This window comes from Actinomycetospora chlora (assembly GCF_039542135.1).
GTDB lineage: Bacteria > Actinomycetota > Actinomycetes > Mycobacteriales > Pseudonocardiaceae > Actinomycetospora > Actinomycetospora chlora.
Genome location: NZ_BAABHO010000012.1, coordinates 16992 through 33570 on the forward strand (window position 1 = coordinate 16992; position 16579 = coordinate 33570).

A 16579-nucleotide genomic window follows, 5' to 3' on the forward strand; every position below is an offset into this window, starting at 1 on the left:
TCGTGGCGACGGCCGGGCACGTCGACCACGGCAAGTCGACGCTGGTCCGCGCCCTGACCGGGATGGAGCCCGACCGCTGGGCCGAGGAGCGCCGGCGGGGCATGACGATCGACCTCGGGTTCGCGTGGACGACGCTGCCCGGTGACGACGAGCCGGTCGCGTTCGTCGACGTGCCGGGTCACGAGCGGTTCGTGACGCAGATGCTCGCCGGCGTCGGGCCGGTGCCGGCGACGATGTTCGTCGTCGCGGCCGACTCGGGATGGATGCCGCAGTCCGCCGAGCACCTCGACGCCCTCGACGCGCTGGGGGTGCGCGACGGGCTGCTCGTCGTCACCCGCAGCGACCTCACCGACCCCGAGCTGGCGCGCGACGAGGCCCTGGAGCACCTCGCCGAGTCGTCGCTGGGGCGGCTGCCCGCCGTGTGCGTGTCCGCGGTGACGGGCCTCGGGCTGGACGAGCTGCGCGCGGAGCTGTCGCGCGTCGTGCGCGGACTGCCCGCCCCCGACCTCGACGCCGACGTGCGCCTCTGGGTGGACCGGGCGTTCACCGTGCGGGGCGCGGGCACCGTCGTCACCGGCACGCTCGGGGCCGGGACGATCCGGGTCGGCGACGAGCTGGCGCTGGGCGCGCGCACCGTGACCGTGCGCGGGATGCAGGCGCTCGGCGAGAGCGTCGACCCGGTGCGGGCGGTCGCGCGCGTCGCGCTGAACCTGCGCGGCGTCGGGCTCGACGAGATCGGCCGCGGCGACGCCCTGACCACCCTCGGGCGGTGGCTGCGCAGCGACGTCGTCGACGTACGGGTCGGGCCGCCGCGCGGCGGCGACACCGCGGTCGACCTGCCCAAGCAGGTGATGCTGCACGTCGGGTCGGCGGCGGTGGCGGCGCGGGTGCGGCCACTGTCGCCCGAGCCGGGCGTGGAGCGGGCGGTGCGGCTCACGCTGCGCGAGCCCCTCCCCCTGCGACCCGGCGACCACGCGCTGCTGCGCGACCCGGGCGCGCATCGGGTGCTGGGCGGGGTGACCGTGCTCGACGTCCGCCCGCCGGTGCTGCGCCGGCGCGGGGCGGCCCGGGCGCGGGCCGACGAGCTGGCCGGCGCCGAGGGGGTGCCGGACGCCGCCTCGGAGCTCGCGCGGCGCCGGGTGATGCGGCGCGACGACCTCGTGGCGCTGGGGGCGACGGTGCCCGGGGACGTGCCGTCGGCGGCGGGGTGGCTGGTCGACCCGGCGTGGCTGTCGTCGCTGGCGTCGCGGCTGGTGGAGGCCGTGGCGGCGCACGCCGAGGCGGAACCCCTGGACGCGGGCCTGCCGGCGAAGGCCGCCGCCCGGGCCCTCGACCTGCCCGACCCCCGGCTGCTCGACCTCGTGCTCGCCGAGCCGGCCGCGTCGTCGCTGGTCGCGGCGGGCGGGCGGCTGCGGCCCCGCGACGCCGGCGGGCTGCCCGACGCGGTGCGCACGGCCGTCGCCACCGTGCGGTCCGACCTCGAGGCCGAGCCGTTCGCGGCGCCCGAGGCGCACCGTCTCGCGGAGCTGGGGCTGCGCACCCGCGAGCTCGGGGCGGCGGTGAAGGCCGGCGCCCTGCTCAAGGTCGGCGACGGGATCTACCTCGCGCCCGACGCGGCGGACGTGGCCGTCGGGAGGCTCGCGGGCCTGCCCTCACCGTTCACGCTCTCGGAGGCGCGCCAGGCCCTGGGCACCACCCGCCGCGTCGCGGTGCCGTTGCTCGAGTACCTGGCGAAGCAGGGCCGCACCCGCCGCGACGACGAGGGCCGGCACGCGCTGCGGTAGTGCGAGCAACGCGGCATTCCTGGCACGGGGCACCAGGATCGCCACATCCTCGCCGGGACGACACGCGGGGCGTCTGTCAGCAAGAAAGCGGAGCACGCCGATAGGGTCCACGCTGACACTGATCGTCAGGAAAACCACCACGATCACCGGGCTTCCTCGACGGGTCGGCCCACGCCAGGATCGGGCCCGTGGACCTGCGTCGCGACGTCACGCTCGGCGCGCGGCTGGCCGTGATGCGCACCGGCGGTCTGGCCCTCGCGCTCGCCGGCGACCCCGTCCTGCGCCTGCTCTACCGGCCGTGGATCGACGACCCGACGCCGGTCCAGCGGCAGCTGCGCGAGGCCGCGCAGCCCTACGCGAGCCGCAGCGGGGTGCTGGTGGTCGCGACGCACGCGCTGTGCCGCGACGTCGTGCGTGACCGGCGCTTCCTCGTGCGGACGCGCAGCGGCGGGTCGCTCGGCGGGTCGGTCGAGGGCGGACGCGACCCGCTGCTCGAGCCCGTCGACCTGTCGTTCCTCGGGATGGACCCGCCCGAGCACACGCGCCTGCGACGCCTCGTCGGCAGCTGGTTCACCCCGGCGCGCGTCGCCGCGCTCGAGCCGCTCGTCGTCGACCTGGCCGAGCGGCTGGCCGACGACGCCGCCCGCCGTGGACGGTTCGACCTCGTTGCGGAGGTGGCGACGCCGCTGCCGGTCACGGTCATCGCCGCGATCCTCGGCGTCCCGGACGGCGACGCGGCGGCGTTCGCCCGGTGGGGGCGGGCGGTCGCGGCCGGGCTCGGCGGGGTGCGCTCACTGCGGGCCCTGCACCGGCTCGACGCCGCGATCGCCGAGCTGCGGGGGCTGTTGGGCGGCCTGCTCGAGCAGCGGCGCCGCGACCCGGCGGACGACCTCGTCAGCCACCTCGCCGTGCAGGACGCCGGCACCGAGGAGACGATCAGCCTCGCCGCGCTGCTGCTGCTTGCGGGGTTCGAGACGACGAGCACGCTGGTGACGAACGCGGTCGCGGCGATGACCGACGCGCGGGAGCCCTGGGCGCAGCTGGCGGCCGATCCCGACAGCGCGGGCGACGCCGTCGAGGAGACGCTGCGCTACGACGCGCCCATCCAGTTCACCGCGCGCACGCCGCACGAGACCGTGCGCCTCGGGGAACGCGACGTCGCGCCCGACACCGTCGTCATGGCGATGCTCGGCGCCGCGGGTCGCGACCCGTCGGTGCACACCGACCCGGACGTGTTCGACCTCGACCGCCCGACGAAGGCCGACCACCTCGCGTTCTCCGGCGGCATCCACTTCTGCCTCGGTGCGCCGCTGGCCCGGCTCGAGGGACGCGTCGCGCTGGCGGCGCTCGCCGCCCGGATGCCGACGCTGCACCGCGAGCCGGGCGCGGTACGGCGACGGTCGCTGCTGCTGCGCAGCTACCAGCGCCTGCCCGTGGCGACGTGATCGTGGTGGTGTTCCTGATACCCAGTGTCAGCGTGGCCCCCACGCTGACACGCCCCGCGTGTCGTCCCGGCGAGGATGTGGCGATCCTGGTGCGTGGTGCCAGCAATGCCGCGTTGCTGGCACTCCTGACGACCTACGGCGTGGGCGGGTCGGACAGGTCGGCGCGGAGGGTGGCGAGGGTCCGCGTCAGCAACCGTGAGACGTGCATCTGCGAGACGCCGACGCGCTCGGCGATCTGGGTCTGGGTCATGCCGCCGAAGAACCGCAGCATGACGATCGTGCGCTCGCGCTCGGGCAGCTTGCGCAGGGCCGGCTGCACGGTCTCGCGGTGCTCCACCTGCTCGAGCTCCGCGTCGGCGCTGCCCAGCACGTCGGCGAGGCGCCCGGACGACGGGTCGTCGACGAGCATGTCGTCGAGCGAGCTCGACCGGTAGGCGTTCGCGGCCTCGAGGGCCTCGAGCACCTCCTCGCGGGTGCGCTGCAGGTGCTCGGCGAGCTCCCCGGCGGTGGGCGCGCGGTTGAGCTCCTGGGACAGGTGCGGCATCGCCGAGCCGATGGCCAGGCGCAGGTCCTTCAGCCGCCGCGGCACGCGCGTCGACCACGCCTTGTCACGGAAGTACCGGCGCACCTCGCCGGTGATGGTGGGCACCGCGTAGGACAGGAAGTCCGAGCCCCGCTCCGGGGAGAAGCGGTCGACGGCGTGGATGAGGCCCACGGTCGCGACCTGCTCGAGGTCCTCCTGGGGCTCGCCGCGCTGGGCGAAGCGGCGCGCGATGTGGCGCGCCAGCGGGAGGTAGCCCTGTACGAGGCGGTCGCGCAGGACCTCGCGGCGCGGGTCGTCGGCCGGCAGCCCGGCGTGCTCGGTGAGCATCGGGACGAGGTGGTCGTACGAGTCCTCGCCACGGGACGAGCCCGTGACCGCCGGCTTCGTGGCCGCGTCGCCGCTCGGCGGTGCGGCCGCCGGCTCGCTCACGGTGCGAGCCGTTGCTTGCGCAGGTGGATGCCGAGCCACTCGGGGTCGGCGTCCAGCACCTCGGCGTCGTCGGTGAGCGTGGTGAGCACGCGCCAGCCGAAGGTGTCCTGGCGCAGGGTGGCCTGGTCGGCGACCGGCACCCGGCAGATGACGTCGATGCGCCCGTCGGCCACCGCGAACCCGCAGCGCAGCTGCCCACCGTTCCGGGCCAGCGGCACGAGCGCCGAGCAGGCCTCGTCGACCGCCATCCGCAGGTCGGAGACGGCGTCGAGGTCGAAGTCAGCGCGCGCGGCCAGGTCGGCCGCGACGGCGCGCACCGACGGGATCAGCGCGGGGTCGGCGTGCACGCGGACCTCGACCGGCGTCGGCGTCTCGGCCAGCCCGCCCGAGCCGTCGGCGCCGGGATCGGTGGTGGCGGTGGACGATCGATCACGCTGCTGCGGTTCCGGCGTCTGCACGGCTGCTGATCTCCGTTCGCGGCAGGTGAGGGGGTCGGTGGCGGCGTCACCGTAGCGGCGTCGACGGGGGATTCGTCAGGCCCCCGTCACCCGCTCATCCGGCGAGGGCTGCCTCGACCGACGGGTAGAGCGCGAACAGGTCGGTGAGGCCCGTGGCCTGCAGCGGCCGGCTCACCGGACGCGAGTTGGCGACGAGCCGCAGGGCGACGTCGCGGTTGCGCGACTCGTCGAGCGCCTCGACGAGCAGCGCGAGGCCGCTCGAGCCGAGGAACTCGACCGAGAGCATGTCGAGCACGAGCACCGAGGGCTTGCCCTGGAGCTCCTCGTTCACCTTCGCCCGCAACGCCGGCGTCGTCAGCATGTCGATCTCTCCGGCCAGCCGGATCACCGACGCGCCGTTCGACCGCTGCACGTCGACGCCGAGCGGGTCCTCAGCAGTGAGGTCGTCATCGGTGGCCACGGCGTCTGGTCCCCCTCCGGTCTGTCGGGTGTGCACCGACGCAACTGTCGGTCGGTGAGCGGCAACGTACTTGCCGTGCCGGTGAGCCTACTCGTCACCCCCCGTCAGGACGCGTTCACGGCCGGGCCGGTCGCGTCACAGCTCCGCAGCGGGTCCGGAGCGGCCGGGGCCGACACGACCAGCACGTCAGCCGCCCGTGGGCGGGCCGTGACCGTCGTGTCGCCCACACGGGATCTCCAGCTCCGGGACCCCACGATCGGGGACCTCGTTGGGCCGATCAGGCGTGTTTGCCCTGGCGGAGAGCCGGGGATACCGGCGCTGCCACTGCCGTGCCGGGGGACGTCCCCTCCGGTCGGGCGCCCCGACTGGGAGGTTCGCCATGGCTGACGTCCGACTCCTGCCCGGTCCCATCATCGACGAGTGGGACTGGCAGCTGCACGGCGCGTGCCGCGGGATGGACTCGAGCTTCTTCTTCCACCCCGACGGCGAGCGCGGCCCACGTCGTGAGCACCGCGCCTCCGAGGCCAAGAAGGTCTGCGCCGGGTGCCCGGTGATCGAGCCCTGCCGCCGGCACGCGCTCGCCACCCGCGAGCCCTACGGCGTGTGGGGCGGTCTCACCGAGGACGAGCGCCGGCTCGCCCTGCGGGGCGGCCGCGCCGTGCACGGCCCGCACGAGCCCGCGGGCGCCGTCGTCTACGAGGCCCGCTGACCCCGGGCCACCGGGTCAGAGGTACTGGCCGCCGCCCCCGTCGCCACCCGCGACGGGGCGTCCGCGTCCCTGACGCATCTGCTCGAGCTGGCCCCGCGCCGCCATCTGCTGCGCGAGCACGGCGCTCTGGATGCCGTGGAAGAGGCCCTCGAGCCACCCGAGCAGCTGCGCCTGGGCGATCCGCAGCTCCGCCTGCGACGGCGTCGCCTCCGACGAGAACGGCAGCGTGATGCGGCGCAGCTCCTCGCGCAGCTCCGGGGCGAGGCCCTGTTCGAGCTCGCGGATCGAGCGCTCGTGGATGTCGGCCAGCCGGGAGCGGCCCGCCTCGTCGAGCGGCGCGGCCCGGACCTCCTCGACGAGCTTGCCGACCATCCCCGCCACCCGCATCACCGCGCCCGGCGAGGCCACCAGGTCACCGGTGCCGGCGCCGTCCCCGGCGCCCGACGCCGCGGCCGCCGCGAGGGCGGAGGAGGGCCGGTCGTCCTGCTCGCTCATGGCGACCATGATGGCGTGCCGGCGACCGTGCGTCGCGTCGACGCGCACCCGTCCCCGACGCGTCCGCGACGGCGCGCATGGCCCCTCGGGGGGCGGGGTACCAGGGGCCGGAGGTGAGTCGTGAGCACAAGGATCGAGCTGGCCCTCGAGCAGACGGGGGACGGCGGGACTGAGCGCGATCGGCGCTCGACGGACCGGTACACGGTGGTCGTCGAGGACCGGACGTCGACGGAGCCCGCGGTCCTCGCCCTCTCCGGCCCCCTCTCCGAGATCACGGCCCACCACGTCGTCGACGGTCTCTGCCAGCTGCTCCAGGAGCACGGCGCGGTCGTCGCCGACGTCTCCGGGGTCCGGCTGACGCACTCCGGCGCGGTCTACGCGTTCACCGAGGCCGCCAGCCGGGCCGGTGAGTGGCCCGCCGTCCGGCTCGCCGTCGCCGCGCCCGACCCCACGCTGGCCGCGCTGTTGGTGAGCTCGCGGGTCTCCCAGCGGGTCCCCGTGTACCCGGACGTCGTCACCGCGGCCGAGCACCTCGACGAGCGCCCCGAGCTCGTCCGCTCCTACTGGAACTTCGGCATCGACCCCCGCGCCCCCGGCGAGGCCCGCGGCAACGTGCGGCGGGTGTGCACGCGCTGGTCGGTCGACGAGGAGGCCCGCGAGGCCGCGGAGATCGTCGTCACCGAGCTCGTGACCAACGCCGTCGAGCACGCCGAGAGCGCGTCGGTGGTCGAGGTCGAGCGCCGCGCGCACACGTTCCGACTCACCGTGCGCGACTTCGACACCGGCGCGCTGCCCGCGGCGCACCTGCCCGACCCGAGCGCCGCCCGGGGGCGCGGCCTCGCGATGGTCGCCGCCGTGGCCAGCGCCTGGGGCGTCGAGGCCCACCGCGACGGCAAGACGGTGTGGGCCGAGATGACGACCGAGACGGCCTGAGCCGGGTCAGGCCGCCGCGACGATCGTGGTCGTCTCCCGCGCGTCGAGCAGCTCGAGCACGGCGCGCTCGACGTGCAGCCGCATGGCCCGATCGTCCTTCCCGCCGGCCTCGCGCAGCGCCGCGGCGATCGTGCGACCCGCCTCGAAGTGCGTGACGAGCACCGGGTCGACGTAGGAGCGCTTGCACACGGCCGGGGTGTTGCCGAGCGTCTCGGCGACGGCCTTCATCGTGCGGGTGACCGCGCTCTTCTGCTTGCGCTGCGCGCGCGGCACGCCGCCGGTGTCGTCGCACTCGCCGGCGAGCGCGACCGCGGCCTGCACGCCCGCGTTCCACGTCCGCAGGTCCTTGGCCGTGAACTCGTCGCCGATCAGCTCGCGGACGGCGTCGTTGACGTCCTGGGCGGTCACGTCGTGCCAGGGGCCGCGGTCGCCGCCACGCCCGCCGCGCCGGTAGGCCAGGAGGTCCTCCCCGCCGCCGCGACGGCGCTTGAGCGAGCCGACCAGGGCGTGGACGTACTCGTCGTGGAGGGTCACGCGCCGCGGCACGCCCGACTTGGCGATGTAGCGGAACTCGACGCCCCCGTCGCGGCGGGCCACGGCGTGCTCGCGGCGCAGCGTGGCCAGGCCGAACGACGCGTCGCCCGGCGAGTCCTCGCTGGCGTACTCCTCGTGCCCGACGCGGAAGACGCCGAGGTCGAGCATCCACACCGCGCCGGCGAGCACGCGGTCACGGCCCAGACCCGTGCTGCCCGTGAGACGGGCGGCGATCTCGGTGCGGGCCTCGCCGATCACGTGGCCGAGACGGGTGACGCGGACGAACTTCTCCGCGTTGCGCTGGCGGGTCCACTCGTCGTGGTAGCGGTACTGCCGGCGCCCGGCGGCGTCGGTGCCGACGGCCTGGATGTGACCGAACGGGTCGGCGCAGATCCACACGTCCTGCCACGCCGGCGGGATGACGATGGCGGCGATCCGGTCGAGGTGGGCCGCGTCGGTGACGGACTCGCCGGTCTCGCGGTCGAAGTAGCTCCACCCCTTGCCACGCCTGCGTCGGCCGAGTCCGGGGCCGTAGGGCTCCACGTGAACCAGTTGCACCGGCCGGGCGTACCCATCGGCCGTTCGCGGCGAACGCCCTGTCCGTCGCGGGACATCCACCGTTTTCGCGCGACGGACATCGGCTACCACCGCCCGGTGACCGACTCCGATGCGGATCTCCTCGGACCCTGCGGCCCCGTCGACCGCACCCTGCTCGACGCGATCGACGACGCCGTCGTGCGCGTGCTCGGCGAGGGCGCCGAGCTCTCCGACGGCCAGCGCGAGGCCGTCCTCGGGGCGGTCGCCGACGACTGCCTCGCCGTGCTGCCCCCGGCCGCGGGCAAGACCGCGGTGTACGCCGTGACCGGACTCGTGCTGGGCGGGCCGACCGTCGTCGTGTCGCCGACGCTGTCGCTGCACCACGACCAGGTCGCGCACCTCGTCGACGCCGGGCTGCGCGCCGAGGTCCTGAACTCGACCGTGAAGCGCGACCCCGTCCTCGCGCGCTTCGCCGACGGCGGCATCGACGTGCTGGTCACCTCCCCCGAGCAGCTGGCGCGCCCCGACGTCCTCGACGCCCTCGCGGCGGGCGCGCCGACGCTGCTCGCGATCGACGAGGTCCACTGCGTCTGCGACTGGGGGCCGGACTTCCGCCCCGACTACCTCACCCTCGCCGCCGCGCGCCGGCGGCTGGGCCGCCCGCGCGTGCTGGGGCTGACCGCGACCGCGTCGGTCCCGGCCCGCGCGGAGATCCTCGAGCTGCTCGGCATCCCCGACGCCTGCGTCGTCGTGCGCGACCCGGACCGCCCGCGGATCCACCTCGCCGCACACCTCGTCCACGACGAGGACGCGAAGTGGGAGCGGGTGTGCGACCAGGTGGCCGCACTCGAGGGCGCCGGCATCGTCTACGTGACGACCCGCGGCCACACCAGCGAGGTCCGCGACCGCCTGCGCGACGCCGGGATCACCGCCGAGGCCTACCACGGCGGGATGAAGGCGAAGGAGCGCACGCAGGTCCAGGACGCGTTCATGGCCGGTGAGGTCCCCGTCGTGGTCGCGACCAGCGCGTTCGGGATGGGTATCGACAAGCCCGACGTGCGCTGGGTCGTGCACGGCGACACCCCGACCTCGATCGACGCGTACCACCAGGAGATCGGGCGCGCGGCACGCGACGGAGAGGCCGCGACGGCGGTGCTGTTCCACCGCCCCGAGGACCTCGCGCGCCCGAAGCTGTTCGCCTCCGGCCGCGACCCGGGCACGTCGGCGCTGCACGCCGTCATCGCCGCGGTGTGCCAGAACCCCGACGGCGTCGACCGCGACGAGCTGGCGAAGCCGGCCGGGGTCTCGAAGTCGGCGCTCGCCGGCGCCGTCCCGGCGCTCGTGGCGCTCGGCGCGGTGCGCTGCCTGCCCGGGCGGCGCCTCGCGCCCGGCGACATGCTCGCGTCGTGCGACGGCGGGGACGTGCACGACCTCGCCGCGCGGGCCGCGGCGGTCGTCGCCCGGCGACGGGAGCGGGAGCAGAGCAAGGTCGAGCTGGTCCGCCGCTACGCCGAGGCCACCGGCTGCCGGCGGCGCACCCTGCTCGAGGCCCTCGGCGAGTCCCGCGACGAGCCGTGCGGCCACTGCGACCAGTGCGACGCCGGCCGGCCCGGCGACCCCGGCGACCGGGCCGGGCTGCACGACGCGTCGGGCGCGGACGGCGACCCCGTCCCCGGCGAGGCCGTGCGGCACGGGCAGTGGGGCCGGGGCACCGTGACGACGGTCGCCGAGGAGTCGGTCGTCGTCCTGTTCGACGAGGGCGGGTACCGCACGCTCTCGTTGCCGGTGGTGCGGGAGAAGCACCTCCTCGAGCCCGCCTGACGTCACGTTTCGTGAAGCGGGTCACGGCCGATCCCCGGGCAGGAACGACCGCGAGGAAAGAGGACCGTGCTCCACGAACCCACCATCCCGACCATGGCGCCGCCGGCCGCCGCCCCCGAGGAACTGACCGACGACGCCCCCGTCGCCCTGCCGGGCACCGGACCCGCCGCGGACCCGCCGCTCCCCGACGACCTGCGCCCGCTCGCGCGCCGGGCCCGGCGCGACACCGTCGCCGCGCGCGAGCTCGTCGGCGCCCTGCTCGCCCGCGGCTGGGACGTGCGTCCCACCGCCGCGCTGGCCGGTCTCGCCGAGAGCACCGTGACCGCGCTGACCCGCGTCCGCCGGCCGGCGACCGCCGCCCGTGCCGTCGCCGACGACGTCGGGGCCCGGGCGCGACGCCGCGTCGCGGCCGGCCGCCGGGGCTGACGGGCCCCGACCCGGCCGCGTCGCCCCGACTGACATCCTGCGCTCCCCCGACGATCAGGAGTCCCCGGTGCCCGTCGAGCCCGAGCTCTTCGAGCTCGCGACCGCCCACGGCGTGGCGGTCCGCTACCGCGACGCGAACGACGACGAGGTGGAGGTCGACCGCGGCGTCGTGGTCGACGTCCTGGCCGCGCTGGACGTCGACGCCGCGAGCCCCGGTGCGCTCGCGTCCGCGCTGGCGGAGGTCCGGTCCGCCGACCCGGACGCGCTGCCGGCGACGCTCGTCGTCGACGAGGGCGCCGGGCGGACGCTGCCCGCGCCCGGGACGGTGACGCTGGAGGACGGCTCGACGCGGTCGGTCGGGGAGGCCCTGCCGGCCGACCTGCCCGTCGGGTACCACCGGCTGGCCTGCGGAGGGCAGGACGTCACGCTGATCGTCGCGCCGCCCGCGCTGGAGCCGCCGGCCCCGACGTGGGGGTGGATGGTGCAGCTCTACGCCGTGCGCTCGGAGCGGTCGTGGGGCTGCGGGGACTACGGCGACCTGGCCACGCTGCTGGGGCGCACGGCGTCCGAGCAGGGGGCGGGGGCGCTGCTGGTGAACCCGCTGCACGCGCTGGCGCTCGCGCCGGAGGTCGAGCCGTCGCCGTACTCGCCGTCGAGCCGGCGGTTCCTGCACCCGCTCTACGTGCGCGTGCCCGACCTGCCCGCGTACGCCGCGGCGCCGGAGTCCGTGCGGACGTCGGTGGACGCGCTGCGGCCGCCGTCGGGGGACCTCGTCGACCACGACGCGGTGTGGGCGGCGAAGCGGTCCGCGCTGGAGCTGCTGCGCCCGTACGACACGTCCGCGCCCACCGACGTCGACGCGCTCGACGAGGAGCTGCGCGACGTCGCCACCTGGTACGCGCTGGCCGAGCGGCACGGCAGCGACCTGCACACGTGGCCGGCGGGGCTGGCGCACGTTGGCGACGCCGGGGTCCCGGACGCCCGCCGGGAGCTGGCCGACCGGGTGCTGTTCCACGCGTGGGCCCTGCAGCTCGCCGACGCGCAGCTCGCCGCCGCGCACGCGGCCGGCGCGGTCATGGCCGTCGGGCTGATCGCCGACCTCGCCGTCGGGTGCTCGGCCGGCGGCGCCGACGCGTGGACGCTCGCGAGCGCGCTGGCGCGGGGCGTGACCGTCGGGGCGCCGCCGGACGACTTCAACCAGCAGGGCCAGGACTGGGCGCTGCCGCCGTGGCGCCCGGACGCGCTCGCCGCGTCCGGGTACGCGCCGCTGCGCTCGATGATCCGCGGAGTGCTGCGGCACGCCGACGGGCTGCGTGTCGACCACGTAGCGGGGCTGTGGCGGCTGTGGTGGATCCCGCCGGGCCGCGGGGCGCGCGAGGGCGCGTACGTGCACTACGACGCGCGGGCGATGCTCGCGGTGGTGGCGATCGAGGCGTCGCGGGCCGGCGCGGTGGTGGTCGGCGAGGACCTCGGGACCGTGGAGCCGGAGGTCACCGAGGGGCTGACGTCGCACGGGATGCTCGGGTGCGCGGTGCTGTGGTTCCAGCGCGACGACGACGGCGAGCTGCTGCCCCCGCGGCGCTGGCACCCCGACACGCTGGCGTCGATCTCCACCCACGACCTGCCCACGGCCGCGGGGTTCCTGGCCGACGAGCACGTCCGCGCCCGCGCCGAGGCCGGGGTGCTGTCGGACGTCCCGGCGGCGCGGGAGGACGCGGCGCGCGACCGGTCCGAGCTGCTCGACCTGCTGCGGTCCGAGGGGTTCGAGGTCGACGCGTCCGACCCCGACGCCGTCGTGCTGGCGATGCACCGGCTGCTGGCGACGGCGCGCTCGCGGGTCGTGCTCGCGGCGTTCACCGACGTCCTCGGCGACGTGCGCCAGCCCAACCTCCCCGGGACGGTCGACGCCTACCCGAACTGGCGCATCCCCCTCTCCCGGTCCCTCGACGACCTCTTCACCGACCCCCGCGTCACCGCCGTCGCCTCAGCCCTCCGCGCACGTGCGTGATCTTCTGAGCTATAGCTCAGAAGATCACGCACGACAGGAAGGGCAGCTCTGGAAAGGGTCGATCCACCCCAGCGGACGCAGGAGCGACTCCACCTCGCGGGCCGTGCGGCACGCGAAGGACGTGACCTCGGTCCACCCGAACGGCACGGAGAAGGTGCGCTCGAGCGCTGCTGCCACGGTGCGACGGCGGTCGATGAGCGCGATCTGCTGGTCGCCGTGGAAGCCGAAGCCGTCGAGCCGCGCGATCGCGCGACCACCCGGGAGGTCGTAGGCGACGTCCTCGTACCGGCGGACGCCGTCGACGAGGACCGGGACCTGACGGCGCCCGACAGGGAGCCCGTGGGCCTGCTCCACGTCCACCAGGTAACGGTGCTCGAGCACCGACAGGACCCCGTCGCGGAGCAGGCCGATGCCATCGTTGATCGCTCGACGGTGACGCGGTGGACGGCGGAGTTCCACGGCGCGCTCGAGCGCGCCGGGGTGCACGCGGGCGTCGAGGGCGCAGGTGTGCAGGACGCGCACCGCATCGGCAGCGTCCGGCGCCGCCACGGCGAGATCGAGCACGGTGTGCGTCCGGTTCGTCCGCGGCGGGAACGAGCCCGTCTCACCGATGTGCGCGAAGGCCCGCGAACGGTGGACGCGTAGACCGTCGGACCGGAAGTCAGAGGTGCCGTACGGGACCGTCAGATGCACCGGACGTCCGAGGTCGGGCTTCAGGAAGCCGTGGAGCTCGGCGGCGGTCTCGTGGCTGAGCAACGCCACGCCCCGACAGGCCAGGAACGCCGCGATCCGCTCTGCCTCGATCGACAGTGGACCCGAGAACAGGGCGTAGACGCCCTCGTGCACCCGCTGCCACCGCCCGGCGTCGACCTGGGCCGAGATCCCTCCGTCGGTGAAGCCCTGGGCCAGCAGCTGCGCCCGGGTGACCACGTCGTGCTGCTGCGCGCGGAGCTGGCGCCACGTCTCCCATTCGTCCATACCTGCTTCGACGCAGGAGACCTCCCCACGGCTCCACCGCCTTCTCCTCGTGCGTGATCTTCCGAGCTATAGCTCAGAAGATCACGCACGTAGGGCGTCGACGGCCGAGACGCCGCGGTCGGGGAGGGCCGTCGGGGACTCCTGGTGGTAGGCGCCGGGCGGGAGGATGCCGGCGGCGCCGCGGCGGGCCATGACCCGCTGCTGGGAGTACACGTCCTCGCCGTGGGCGTCGGCCGGGACGTCGCGCCAGAAGTCGAACCCCCCGGCCTCCAGCAGCGCCGCGCGGTCGAACAGCACGCACCCGGCCACCCACGCCACCTTGTAGGGCACGTACCGCTCGGGCGGCGGGACGGCGCGGCCCGGGCCGTCGAGGTCGAGCGACTCGGCCAGGTGCAGCCCGTTCGCGGCGTTGTGCAGCCGCCACCGCTCCCAGCCCGGGCCGTCCTTGACCAGCGTCTCCGGCTCGACCGGCCCCGACCACGGCGCGAACGACGTCACCTCGCCCGGCCGCCGGTCCTCGGCGTGGCCCAGCGCCTGCATCGCCGCGCCGACCATCCCGCACCGCAGCTCGGAGAGCGCCCGGTGCAGCCGCGCGACCGCGCCGGGCTCGAGCCACACGTCGTCGTCGAGGTAGAGCACCGCCGGCGCCGACGCGCACGAGAGCAGGAACGCCCGCTGCTCGGCCATCCCGCGCGGGGGCAGGTGGCGGTGCAGGTCGACCTCCACGCCCCGGCGGCGCAGCCAGCGGATCAGCGTCCACGCGGGCGGGGTGTCCCACGACGGGTCGCCGTCGGACTGGTCGGAGACCACCACGCGGTACGAGACCCCCGCCTGCGCGGCCAGCCCGGCCAGGGTCGTGGCCAGCTCGACCGGCCGGCCCCGGGTCGGGATCAGCACGTCGACGTCAGGCACCCGGACCACCCCGGATGCGGTCGACCAGCGACGTCGTCGACCGGTCGGGCAGGTAGTCGAGGATCACCACGCGCCCGCCGTAGGACTGCACGGTCGCGCTCTCGCGCAGCATCTCGGGCGTGTAGTCGCCGCCCTTCGCGTAGACGTCCGGGCGCAGCAGCCCGAGCAGCTCGGCGGGGGTGTCGTCGTCGAACGCGGTCACGTGGTCGACGCAGCTCAGCGCCCCGATCACCGCCGCCCGGTCGGCCAGCGGGTTGAGCGGGCGCTCGGGGCCCTTGAGCCGGGCCACCGAGGCGTCGGAGTTCAGCGCGACGACCAGCACGTCGCCCAGGCGCTTGGCCTGGTTGAGCGACGCGACGTGCCCGCGGTGCACGACGTCGAAGCAGCCGTTGGTGAACACCACCCGCCGCCCGGCGACCCGCTGCTCGTCGACGACCGCGGCCAGCGACGCCGCGTCCAGCAGCGGGCCCTCGGCCGCGGCGACGCGCTCGGCGAGCTCGCCGGTGCCGCACACCGACGTCCCCGGCCGGCCCACGACGACGTCCGAGGCGGCCTGGGCCAGCTCGACGGCGGTGGGCAGCGGGGTGCCGGCGGCGAGCGCCAGCGACAGCGCCGCGGTGAACGTGTCCCCCGCGCCGCAGGTGTTGGCCTCCGGCGCCGGGCGGGCGAACGTGCGGTGCGCCGGCGCGCGTTCCTCACCGGCCGGGTCGGGCAGCAGCAGCGCGCCGTCGCGGTCGAGGGTGACGACGACCGCGCCGGCCCCGGAACGCGCGCGCAGGTCGGGTCCCGCGGCCTCGGCGGCCGCGACCCGGTCGGGCCCGCCGAGCTCGCGGCCGAGCAGCAGCGCCGCCTCCCCCGCATTGGGGGTGACGACGTCGGGCCGCGTCGCCGCCCAGCGGGCCGGGGCGTGCGCGTCGACGACGAGCCGGCAGGTCCGCTGCCCGCGCGGGCCGACCAGCGCCCCCACGAGCGCGACCGTGTCGTCGTCGAGGACGCCGCCGTCGTAGTCGCAGACGACGACGGCGTCGGCGCCGTCCACCGCCGCGCGCAGGGCCGCGTGCACGGCCTCGCGGGTGCGGGCGCCGGGTGCCTCGCGCGGTGAGGTGTCGAAGCGCGCCACGAGCGCGTCGTCGGCGAGGATCCGGCGCTTGGCCGCGGTCTCCCGGGTCGGGTCGGTGACGACCCCGGAGGTGTCGACGCCGTACCCGGCGAGCAGCTCGCGCACCATCGCCGCGTCGCCGTCGTCGCCGAGGACCGAGACCAGCTGGGTCCGCGCGCCGAGCGCCGCGAGGTTCGCCGCCGTGTTGGCTGCGGCGCCGGGCGAGCCGCGGGTGTGGTCGACCTCGACGATCGGCACCGGACCCTCCCGCGACAGCCGCCGCGAGGGGCCGGTGAGCCACTGGTCGAGCACGGTGTCGCCCAGCACCACCACGCGCGGCGCGGCCGCCGCGAGACGCGCGGGCAGGTCGGCGGCGAGCGGCGCGTCCGCGAGCGGAGGGACGGTGCCGGTGGAGGCCCCGACGGTCCGGTCGGCGCCCCCGCGGGGCAGGTGGGGAGCGGCCATCAGGGATCCGTCCTTCCGGGGGAACACACACGGGTGCGGTCGGCGGCAGGCGTTCCCGCCGGGCGGCGCTCGCGGGACGGCGTGGGTACTGTCGCGCTCCGCTCCGTCTCCGACGGGGTGACCCACCCGGATCGGGAGTGCCGATGGGCGACGAACCGCAGACCGACACCTCGCTCGAGACCACGGGCGGCGCGTCCCACCCCGTCCCGGCCCGCTTCGTGGGCCCGGCGATCACCGTCGTCAGCCCGACCGGCGACCTCGACACCGCGACGGCCGCCCCGCTGCGCGCCGCCATCGGCGAGCAGGTGGCCGCCGGCGCGAAGCACGTCGTGCTCGACCTGTCGGGCGTGGACTTCATGGGCTCGGCCGGGCTCGCCCTGCTCATCGCCGAGCGCGAGTCGGCGATCGCCCGTGAGGGCGAGCTGCGCCTGGCCGGGGTGCCGCGCACCGCGGGGCGCGCGCTGAGCCTCACCGGGCTCACCGAGCTGTTCGACACCTACCCCGACGCGGACGCGGCGGCCGCCGGCCTGGGCTGACGTCAC

16 protein-coding genes are annotated in these 16579 nt (G+C 76.0%); 8 read left to right on the forward strand and 8 right to left on the reverse strand.

The window, feature by feature from the left end; translation table 11 throughout:
- Positions 1–2: 2 nt before the first annotated feature.
- Both selB and ABD994_RS09565 read left to right on the forward strand, forming a co-directional pair.
- On the forward strand, positions 3–1784 hold the full coding sequence (gene selB / locus ABD994_RS09560) for a selenocysteine-specific translation elongation factor (RefSeq protein WP_345413458.1): 1782 nt from the start codon (positions 3–5) through the stop codon (positions 1782–1784).
- A 188-nt stretch (positions 1785–1972) separates the two neighbouring features.
- Complete coding sequence (locus tag ABD994_RS09565) at positions 1973–3229, forward strand: cytochrome P450 (RefSeq protein ID WP_345413460.1); 1257 nt, start codon at positions 1973–1975, stop codon at positions 3227–3229.
- A 133-nt stretch (positions 3230–3362) separates the two neighbouring features.
- Here ABD994_RS09565 and ABD994_RS09570 read toward each other — a convergent pair whose 3' ends face one another.
- From ABD994_RS09570 to ABD994_RS09580, 3 genes are all read right to left on the reverse strand, one after another.
- Complete coding sequence (locus ABD994_RS09570; protein ID WP_345413632.1) at positions 3363–4100, reverse strand: RNA polymerase sigma factor SigF; 738 nt, start codon at positions 4098–4100, stop codon at positions 3363–3365.
- Between the two features lie 98 nt (positions 4101–4198).
- Complete coding sequence (locus tag ABD994_RS09575; RefSeq protein ID WP_345413462.1) at positions 4199–4660, reverse strand: ATP-binding protein; 462 nt, start codon at positions 4658–4660, stop codon at positions 4199–4201.
- Positions 4661–4754: 94 nt separating this feature from the next.
- On the reverse strand, positions 4755–5120 hold the full coding sequence (locus tag ABD994_RS09580) for an anti-sigma factor antagonist (RefSeq protein ID WP_165825783.1): 366 nt from the start codon (positions 5118–5120) through the stop codon (positions 4755–4757).
- Positions 5121–5499: 379 nt separating this feature from the next.
- On the opposite strand from ABD994_RS09580, the gene ABD994_RS09585 reads away from it, so the two are divergent.
- Positions 5500–5829 carry a WhiB family transcriptional regulator gene (locus tag ABD994_RS09585; RefSeq protein ID WP_345413468.1) on the forward strand — a complete coding sequence of 110 codons (330 nt, stop codon included), beginning with the start codon at positions 5500–5502 and terminating at the stop codon, positions 5827–5829.
- 15 nt (positions 5830–5844) lie between these two features.
- Here the strand turns inward: ABD994_RS09585 and ABD994_RS09590 are convergent, their stop codons facing one another.
- A complete protein-coding gene (locus tag ABD994_RS09590; RefSeq protein ID WP_345413635.1) occupies positions 5845–6333 on the reverse strand; it encodes a proteasome activator in 489 nt (162 codons plus the stop codon).
- 111 nt (positions 6334–6444) lie between these two features.
- Here ABD994_RS09590 and ABD994_RS09595 point away from each other — a divergent pair, with 111 nt between their 5' ends.
- Entirely contained in the window at positions 6445–7257 is an 813-nt protein-coding gene (locus tag ABD994_RS09595) for an ATP-binding protein (protein WP_345413471.1), read from the forward strand.
- 6 nt (positions 7258–7263) lie between these two features.
- Here the strand turns inward: ABD994_RS09595 and ABD994_RS09600 are convergent, their stop codons facing one another.
- Positions 7264–8349: a DNA topoisomerase IB gene (locus ABD994_RS09600; protein ID WP_345413473.1), complete on the reverse strand. Its 1086-nt coding sequence runs from the start codon at positions 8347–8349 to the stop codon at positions 7264–7266.
- Between the two features lie 96 nt (positions 8350–8445).
- On the opposite strand from ABD994_RS09600, the gene ABD994_RS09605 reads away from it, so the two are divergent.
- The 3 genes from ABD994_RS09605 (at position 8446) to malQ (ending at position 12583) form a co-directional block, all read left to right on the forward strand.
- A complete protein-coding gene (locus tag ABD994_RS09605; protein WP_345413475.1) occupies positions 8446–10149 on the forward strand; it encodes a RecQ family ATP-dependent DNA helicase in 1704 nt (567 codons plus the stop codon).
- A 93-nt stretch (positions 10150–10242) separates the two neighbouring features.
- Positions 10243–10575, forward strand: coding sequence for a hypothetical protein (locus tag ABD994_RS09610; protein ID WP_345413477.1), 333 nt, complete (start codon positions 10243–10245; stop codon positions 10573–10575).
- Between the two features lie 67 nt (positions 10576–10642).
- Positions 10643–12583 (forward strand): 4-alpha-glucanotransferase, encoded by a 1941-nt coding sequence (malQ, locus tag ABD994_RS09615; protein WP_345413479.1) that lies wholly within the window; start codon positions 10643–10645, stop codon positions 12581–12583.
- Between the two features lie 24 nt (positions 12584–12607).
- Here malQ and ABD994_RS09620 read toward each other — a convergent pair whose 3' ends face one another.
- The 3 genes from ABD994_RS09620 to rfaE2 all read right to left on the reverse strand — a co-directional run bounded on the left by ABD994_RS09620 (position 12608) and on the right by rfaE2 (position 16037).
- Positions 12608–13561 carry a type IV toxin-antitoxin system AbiEi family antitoxin domain-containing protein gene (locus ABD994_RS09620; protein ID WP_345413481.1) on the reverse strand — a complete coding sequence of 318 codons (954 nt, stop codon included), beginning with the start codon at positions 13559–13561 and terminating at the stop codon, positions 12608–12610.
- A gap of 81 nt (positions 13562–13642) precedes the next feature.
- Positions 13643–14473 (reverse strand): glycosyltransferase family 2 protein, encoded by an 831-nt coding sequence (locus tag ABD994_RS09625; RefSeq protein ID WP_345413483.1) that lies wholly within the window; start codon positions 14471–14473, stop codon positions 13643–13645.
- On the reverse strand, positions 14466–16037 hold the full coding sequence (gene rfaE2 / locus ABD994_RS09630) for a D-glycero-beta-D-manno-heptose 1-phosphate adenylyltransferase (protein ID WP_345413485.1): 1572 nt from the start codon (positions 16035–16037) through the stop codon (positions 14466–14468). The genes ABD994_RS09625 and rfaE2 overlap by 8 nt, the downstream gene beginning before the upstream one ends.
- Before the next feature lie 143 nt (positions 16038–16180).
- Between rfaE2 and ABD994_RS09635 the strand changes: the two genes are divergently transcribed.
- Positions 16181–16573: an STAS domain-containing protein gene (locus ABD994_RS09635; protein ID WP_345413487.1), complete on the forward strand. Its 393-nt coding sequence runs from the start codon at positions 16181–16183 to the stop codon at positions 16571–16573.
- The last annotated feature ends 6 nt before the right edge of the window (positions 16574–16579 follow it).